Source organism: Tissierella praeacuta, from assembly GCF_040396155.1.
Taxonomy (GTDB): domain Bacteria; phylum Bacillota; class Clostridia; order Tissierellales; family Tissierellaceae; genus Tissierella; species Tissierella praeacuta_A.
Genome location: NZ_JBEBOY010000080.1, coordinates 1 through 6,676 on the forward strand (window position 1 = coordinate 1; position 6,676 = coordinate 6,676).

The 6,676-nt window shown below is 34.2% G+C and carries 6 protein-coding genes; 1 reads left to right on the forward strand and 5 read right to left on the reverse strand.

Features of this window, described 5'->3' with window-relative positions:
• Positions 1–462: 462 nt before the first annotated feature.
• Positions 463–1,863, reverse strand: a complete 1,401-nt coding sequence (locus ABWP20_RS18040; RefSeq protein WP_353097736.1) for a relaxase/mobilization nuclease domain-containing protein — start codon at positions 1,861–1,863, stop codon at positions 463–465.
• 94 nt (positions 1,864–1,957) lie between these two features.
• Between ABWP20_RS18040 and ABWP20_RS18045 the strand changes: the two genes are divergently transcribed.
• The gene (locus tag ABWP20_RS18045) at positions 1,958–3,772 is read left to right on the forward strand and encodes a hypothetical protein (RefSeq protein WP_353097737.1); all 1,815 of its coding nucleotides are present in this window, start codon (positions 1,958–1,960) and stop codon (positions 3,770–3,772) included.
• 133 nt (positions 3,773–3,905) lie between these two features.
• Here ABWP20_RS18045 and ABWP20_RS18050 read toward each other — a convergent pair whose 3' ends face one another.
• The 4 genes from ABWP20_RS18050 to ABWP20_RS18065 all read right to left on the reverse strand — a co-directional run bounded on the left by ABWP20_RS18050 (position 3,906) and on the right by ABWP20_RS18065 (position 6,345).
• The gene (locus tag ABWP20_RS18050; protein WP_353097739.1) at positions 3,906–4,193 is read right to left on the reverse strand and encodes a CD1845 family protein; all 288 of its coding nucleotides are present in this window, start codon (positions 4,191–4,193) and stop codon (positions 3,906–3,908) included.
• Between the two features lie 76 nt (positions 4,194–4,269).
• On the reverse strand, positions 4,270–4,605 hold the full coding sequence (locus ABWP20_RS18055) for a plasmid mobilization protein (protein ID WP_353097740.1): 336 nt from the start codon (positions 4,603–4,605) through the stop codon (positions 4,270–4,272).
• Positions 4,605–5,459, reverse strand: a complete 855-nt coding sequence (locus ABWP20_RS18060) for a hypothetical protein (RefSeq protein WP_353097742.1) — start codon at positions 5,457–5,459, stop codon at positions 4,605–4,607. The genes ABWP20_RS18055 and ABWP20_RS18060 overlap by 1 nt, the downstream gene beginning before the upstream one ends.
• A 148-nt stretch (positions 5,460–5,607) precedes the next feature.
• On the reverse strand, positions 5,608–6,345 hold the full coding sequence (locus ABWP20_RS18065) for a group II intron maturase-specific domain-containing protein (RefSeq protein WP_503012556.1): 738 nt from the start codon (positions 6,343–6,345) through the stop codon (positions 5,608–5,610).
• Between the last annotated feature and the right edge of the window lie 331 nt (positions 6,346–6,676).

A 6,676-nucleotide genomic window follows, 5' to 3' on the forward strand; every position in this document is an offset into this window, starting at 1 on the left:
TATATGTTAATAGCTTACTAATGGGGATAGAATTGCCTCCATCACCAAGAGGAAGCAACACGCTTTTGCGTGCTGCTTCGCAGCTCGCACTTTAATCCTATTATAATATACGTCTAATTTTATACAAAACCTTTTAAGTTATTATTAGTGTGGATAATGTCCACTCTCATTAATTATGTATTAGTTCCTTAGCTTAGATATAAACTACTATATTCCGCCCCTCCATAGTATATAATGTCTTATTATATTGTATTATACCCATCTATGTTCAAACCTTAAATTACAATATGAATACAATATTGGCAAGCAGGGCAAGGTGGTACACACCTTGCGATTTTGCTCAAAATTTCCTTACGGAATTTTCGCTAAATCTGCTTGTTGGGGAGTATCCCCAATCCCCACTTAACACACAATAAATTGTGTGGCTACGCTCCCCTTGGGAGCTTAAAATTCATAAGAATATTACCTTTCTTTCTGTAACTTTTCTTTATCTTTTTCTACTGAATCTTCTCCTAAAAGACGGTCAACATTTGCCTTTGAAGTCAGTATGTTTTTCATTTCTTTTTTTGTAGAATGATACTTTGCATAGGCTTTTCTTTTTTCAGAAATCAACTCAGTATATTCCTTTTGCAAAGTCTTTATTGTAGGTATTTTCTTAGCATCTAATTCATCAAAAGCAGCCTTTGCGGCCTTGTGTAAAATTAAATCAGCAGTATGTTCTTCATAGTATTTCTTAGAATACCCTGATTTACGGTAAGCAGTATAAATATCACGGGTTTTTGAATAATTTATTATATGGGTTTTAAGATTTCCTATCCCTTTCATACGCTTTTCAATGTCTTTAATCTGGTCTGATATTTCATTAAAATTATCTGTTGAAAGCTGCGCTTTTTTCTCTAAATCCTCATATACAAGAAGGTTGTTTTCTGTTAGAAAGTTGATAGTCTGTGCCATCTGTTTTAGGCTGAAAATCTTCGCCCATCGTTCGTAGCCTTCACCCTTTCCTGCTTGTAATTTTGCCTGTATATCTATCAAAAGATTGACTGGGGATTGTTGCTTGGCAGCTACTTGTTTTCTATTACTATAAAGCATTTTGCCTTTAATTATTTCCTTAATTTCTTCCTCTAAATAACCTTCACCAAGAGAGCGCAAACGGATAAATCTCTTTTGCCGTTTATTCTTAAAAGCAAGATGTTTTCCTTGTTTAATAGAGTAACCTGCTTCTCCCATTTGCAAGAGGAAATCATCAAAATTTGTAGGCTTTTCTAAGAGTATTTCATCTATAGTATTTCGTAGATTTTGTGAATGAGTAATAGGTTTTTTATCTCCAAGCCATTTACCATAATGGTTTTTCCCACGCTTTGGATTTTCAATAATTGATAGTCTGTTTTCCAGGCAAATGCGGTCAGATATTTTCCCTACAGCTTTACCTGAACCTAAGAAATCTCTAAACTTTCCTGTACAGTCTAAAGAGGTAGAGTTATATATAATATGGTTATGAATATGGGACTTATCTATATGGGTGGCTACAAAAAAAGCATGATTGCCTTTGGTAAATTTTAAGGCTAATTCATAGCCAATTTTATTAGCAAGTTCTGGTGAAATTTCTCCCGGCTTAAATGATTGCCGTATCTGATAGAGTATCACATCATTTCCTTGCTCTCTGCCTGTAATATTGGCATATATTTTCTTAGATAGTATAAATTCTCCCTTTATCGTTTTGGGATCGCATTCGTAAGAAGAAACATATTCACCCTCATTAGTTTTATCAGGATTTAATGCATAATCTATACGGTCAGAAATACAATCAGCTACGGATTTTCCCTTGTTCTTGTGCATGGAAATTAAGCGGGTTGTTGCCATTGAATACACCTCCAATTCAATTAATCTTGATAACTATTTTTTAATATATAAACTGTGGTAAAATAATACTATAATTAAGGATAGGGGTGTTTTAATGCTAACTAAGAATGAAATTGAAATATGTAACAATCTATTTAAATATATTAATTATGAACTGCGTGACTGTATCGACCACGAGATATTCATAAAATCTACCTTACAAGATTTGGGTAGATTTTACTTCGATAAATCTATTTCATCTTTTGACGGAGCAAATGATAGATTACTCAAAAGCATAATAAAATCAATTACTAGAAATGATGACCTAAAGAGCGATGAAGATTACTATTTATCACTTTGTAAATTGATAGGTGTTAAGATTTTACCGAAAGATACTTTCTTGGCAGCCCAACAAGAATATAATAAAATATTCGTTCAAATGTATAATACAGTTAAACAAAAAATAGCTACTGAAATCGGCACAATTAACTCAACTCTCTTAACTTTGGCAAATAATATTAAATCCGTTAAGTCAGCCACACCAAGTCTTTCTCTTGTACGAGATTTAGCAACAGATGAGCATATCTTATATAGTTATTATAGTCAATGTAATGAACTTCGAACAAGAAAAGAAATGCTATTATTTGCAAAACAACACATGACATCAAAGCTTAGTGAGTTTTGCAAGCTAGATGACCAACATAGTATAGATTTTGCAATTAAAACAACTGCTTTAAAACTATCACAAGAATTGGAATGCGATGTTTCCTATGAATTTTCTTTTTACAGGGATGTACTTGAAATTACTAAAGATAATTTAGATAGACCTTATGCCTTGTTTTTTAAAGTAAAGACGTATACTGCAATTGATACCTTACACAAGAACTGGCACTATTCCTCTTATATTAAAAGCGATGAGGAACGAGCAATGGAACTAAATTCTGCCAAAGATAAAATTCCCTCCATTGATGAATTACACAGGCAAAAAACATCTGAACCTCATTTATATTTAAACACCCTAAAACAATTTATTCAGGAGCAAGATGTATTAAATAGCGTATCTAAATTACTTGAAAAAAGTGTTTGTTTAAGAGAACGGAAAGAAATATTATTTAAAAGTATAGAGCTATATGAATCCTCTGAATTTGCAATATTTAATCATATCATACCTATCCAAATCGAAGGAATGTTTGGGGATTTTTTGCAAGATTGTACTACTTTTAATAGATTTACAAACATGACTATTTACATAAACGATGTTCTCAAAAATAAAATTCAACATTTACAAGATATTCAAGTTGATATATATCCTGAGGCAGTTGAATATTTTATGTACTACTTTAATAACATAATCCGAAACCGTATTGCACATGGGAATTACAAAGCCATTTTTAATGATAGTGTAGCCGCTGAGATATTTTCCCATGAGCTACTACTCGATATGAGTGTACTGATTCATATGTTGTCACGGAAAAGTGAAACAGACAAAATGTATCGTTTTGTATCAGGATACAAGAAATATTACACCAAGCTAATTAAATCTGAAGAACACCCATGCTTTGGTGCATTATTTAATGATATGATTGGAGAAAAAATTATATTAAATTATGATTCAATAGATAAAAACCGCCCACTCCAAGTTGCATATTGGCTTGTAAATCCATATTATGAAAGAATTTATGAGTCAGTAGGGGATAAAACTGAATTGATAGAACTAAGAACACAATTTTTAAGCAAAGAGTTTTGGGAATATACCGTGGATGCTCTGACCGATCGAATAGAAAATAACTATGGGTATCAGTCAATAAAAATGGAATTTCTTTCGGTTATAAATGGCCTTTTTAAATGTAATATAACTCCTGAAGTGAAAACTTTATTAGGCAAAGCAAATGCTGCTTTGCAAAAAATTAGGCAAATGCAAATCCAATAAATAAAATAGCAGGGGTACCCTCAAAAAGCAAGGGTCGAGATAAACGGCTACGCCGCCCTTGCTTTTCGCTGGCACTCCTGCTGTGTGTCAGTTAAGGGTGAAAGCATAAAAATGCTTTCGCCCTTTTTAATATTTAAATAGCTTTTAACCGTTCATTTATCTGCCCTATCCTGCCTATTAGCCAAGAGGCAAGTATAGGTATCCCAAAGGGACTAATAAGATAGGCCAGTACCATTGCTCTTAATCCGTCCTGCATATCCTTTAAAATAATCATAGTCCCCAAAGCTAGTACAAATAAAAGTAGTGCTAAAATGGAAAGAAACATTGTTCCAAATAGACATATAAATTCAGAAAATAACAAGATAATAGTCAATGACGGGGTAATTGGAAATAATAATATTTTAAGTAGTATCCGCATCATCAAGTCCCCCTTTTTCTATTGATACTTTATATGAAAAACATACCAAATAAAAAAGATATTGTCTATCATATGAATTTCAAATAGTAGAAAGTCTTAGCAGTATTTCATCTGCCGTATCCCAAAGCCTGTCATAGCTTTCCCTAAGTGCTTCTATATCTTCAACATAGATGTTTCCTGTCTGATGAACACGCTTTGTAAGCTGATTTAAGCTGTTGCTAGTACGACGAAGGAGTGTTACTAACTCACGTATATCTGATAAGTCTAGTTGGATAATATAGCCGTCTATAGCCATTTTACGAAGATAGGCTCCCATGTTCTTTGTACCAAGTTGAGCCATCTTTTCATCTATTAAACTGCGTTCATGCTCTGTTACCATAAAATGTAGTTGGACATTTCTTTTACGATTTGCCATCACCTCACCTCCGCACATTTATCTTGTTTAACTTTAAATTCTTTGTTTAATTGTGGAGATTGTTTTAAACTATCTAATACAGACGGACGTTCAGGTTTATTCTCCTTTTTTTCTACTTCTACTTTTGATTCCGATACTTCTATACCCATATTTAACTCTGTATCAAGTACAGCCAGCCTAGAAATTTTATCCTTTAGTTCCTGCTCTTGAGGAAATGGCTTACCAATCTCTAATTTTGTTGCATCTTGCTGTTTAATTAGATTTTCAAGCTGATCTCTAACATGATTTAATCTATTTCCCATATTAGTAAGGGTATTATCAATACGGGTAAGATTACCCCTTGCATCAGTTCCCAATTTTGCTATATGGCTCATTGTCCCCTTTAAATTAAGTTGAAATTCATTATAAAAACCATCATAGGATAGGTACATGGTAAAACCTCTATAACTGCCTACTTCCACTGGGTCTTTACCCCTTACTTCTTTACAGGCTTCAAGTAAAGTAGCTCCTGCCTTCTCCTTATCTGTAAAGGTCTTATCTTTTATCACCATTGGTAAAAATTCACCTTCAGCTGGAATGTTTTCTGAAAGGGTCTTTAAGTCTTGTTCAAATCCCTTAATATATCCCTTGTTCTTTTCGATATTTTCAGGAAAGTATTTCAATAGATTATCCTCTAAACGGTACTGGTTACTCTGATGGTTTGCCTTTAAAAGCTTTAGTTTTGCCACATCAATATCCAAATCCATCTTTTCCTTGATTTTTGGATTACCTGCACATAGGGCTTTAATTTCTGCATAGGATAAAGCCGCTTCATCCACATCTTCACAGGAACGGACAGGACTTTTTGAAGTCATAATCTGTGAGATAAACTTTTGCTTATTCTCTACTATTTGGTCGAGTAGGTCAGCGGTATCGCTACCGCCTTCCCCTCTAAGAACCGTGCATGAGAGTTTCCCCTCACACGGCTCAAGTTTCTATAAGCCCTCCTTCGAGAGCCAGCATTTAACTGTTCTTCAAGGCATGAAGTTTTTCGTGACATTCAGGATGTACAAGGTCTTTGGTCATATTTGTTCCATTGCCGACTTGATGAATACGGAAGTCTGTTTCAAGTGTAATTTTACCGCCACAATAACTGCAACAACCCTTTTGGTTTGCATACAGCCTATTTATGATAGTTCTACCTTTGATTTCGTTCCTCATCTGTTTGTCAGCTCTTTCCTCAAAATATAACTGCCAGTCTTTATCAAAAGGGTTCGCTTCTGCTTTTATCTTAGTAAATCTTCGGATATTTGTATCTGTTGCATAGATTAAACGGATATAAAAATCTTCACCGTTTTTCATCTTACTATCCGTAGGAACACTAAAAGTCCATGTCCTATTTCCAATTGTATGGAAGTATTTCTTAGCAATCCACTTTCTACTTTTCTTAGGATGTCGCCTTTTACACCATTGCCATAGGCATTCCCAAATTTCATAATCAAGCTTTTCAAACGCTTTCGCAGATACATTAAACTTCTGATAGTTCACCCAACCCCTAATGATTGGATTGAGTTTCCTTATCAAGAATTCCTGTTTTGCTGACTGATTACTTTTAATAACTTCTCTGATTTTATTAATTATTGCTTCATAATTTTTATCGGAGGGTTTTATCAATAGATTGTTTCCATACATTTTGACATTGCACCCTAAGAAGTCGAAACCGTCATTGATGTGTGTAATTAGTGTCTTTTCCTCTGACAATTCCAATCCTCTTTCTGCAAGAAACTCTATGATAATAGGCTTAACACCATTTTCAAGAATTTCCCTGCTTTCTCCTGTTACGATAAAGTGAGTAGACCTAAGGAACCTCCCCTTAAGTCTCTCTCAGAATCGTACGTGAACCTCTCAGCTCATACGGCTCCCATTATCCAGCCGATGGTAATATTCCAAATTTCCAGTGTGCAAACAGATTCTTATCACGCTTTGCTATTGTGCCAAGCCAATGTTCAGCACGACGCCTTGCTTTTCGCTTCTTGTATTTTCTACGAACCCAATTAACGAGACAATTATTGATATATCTTAGTACATCGTA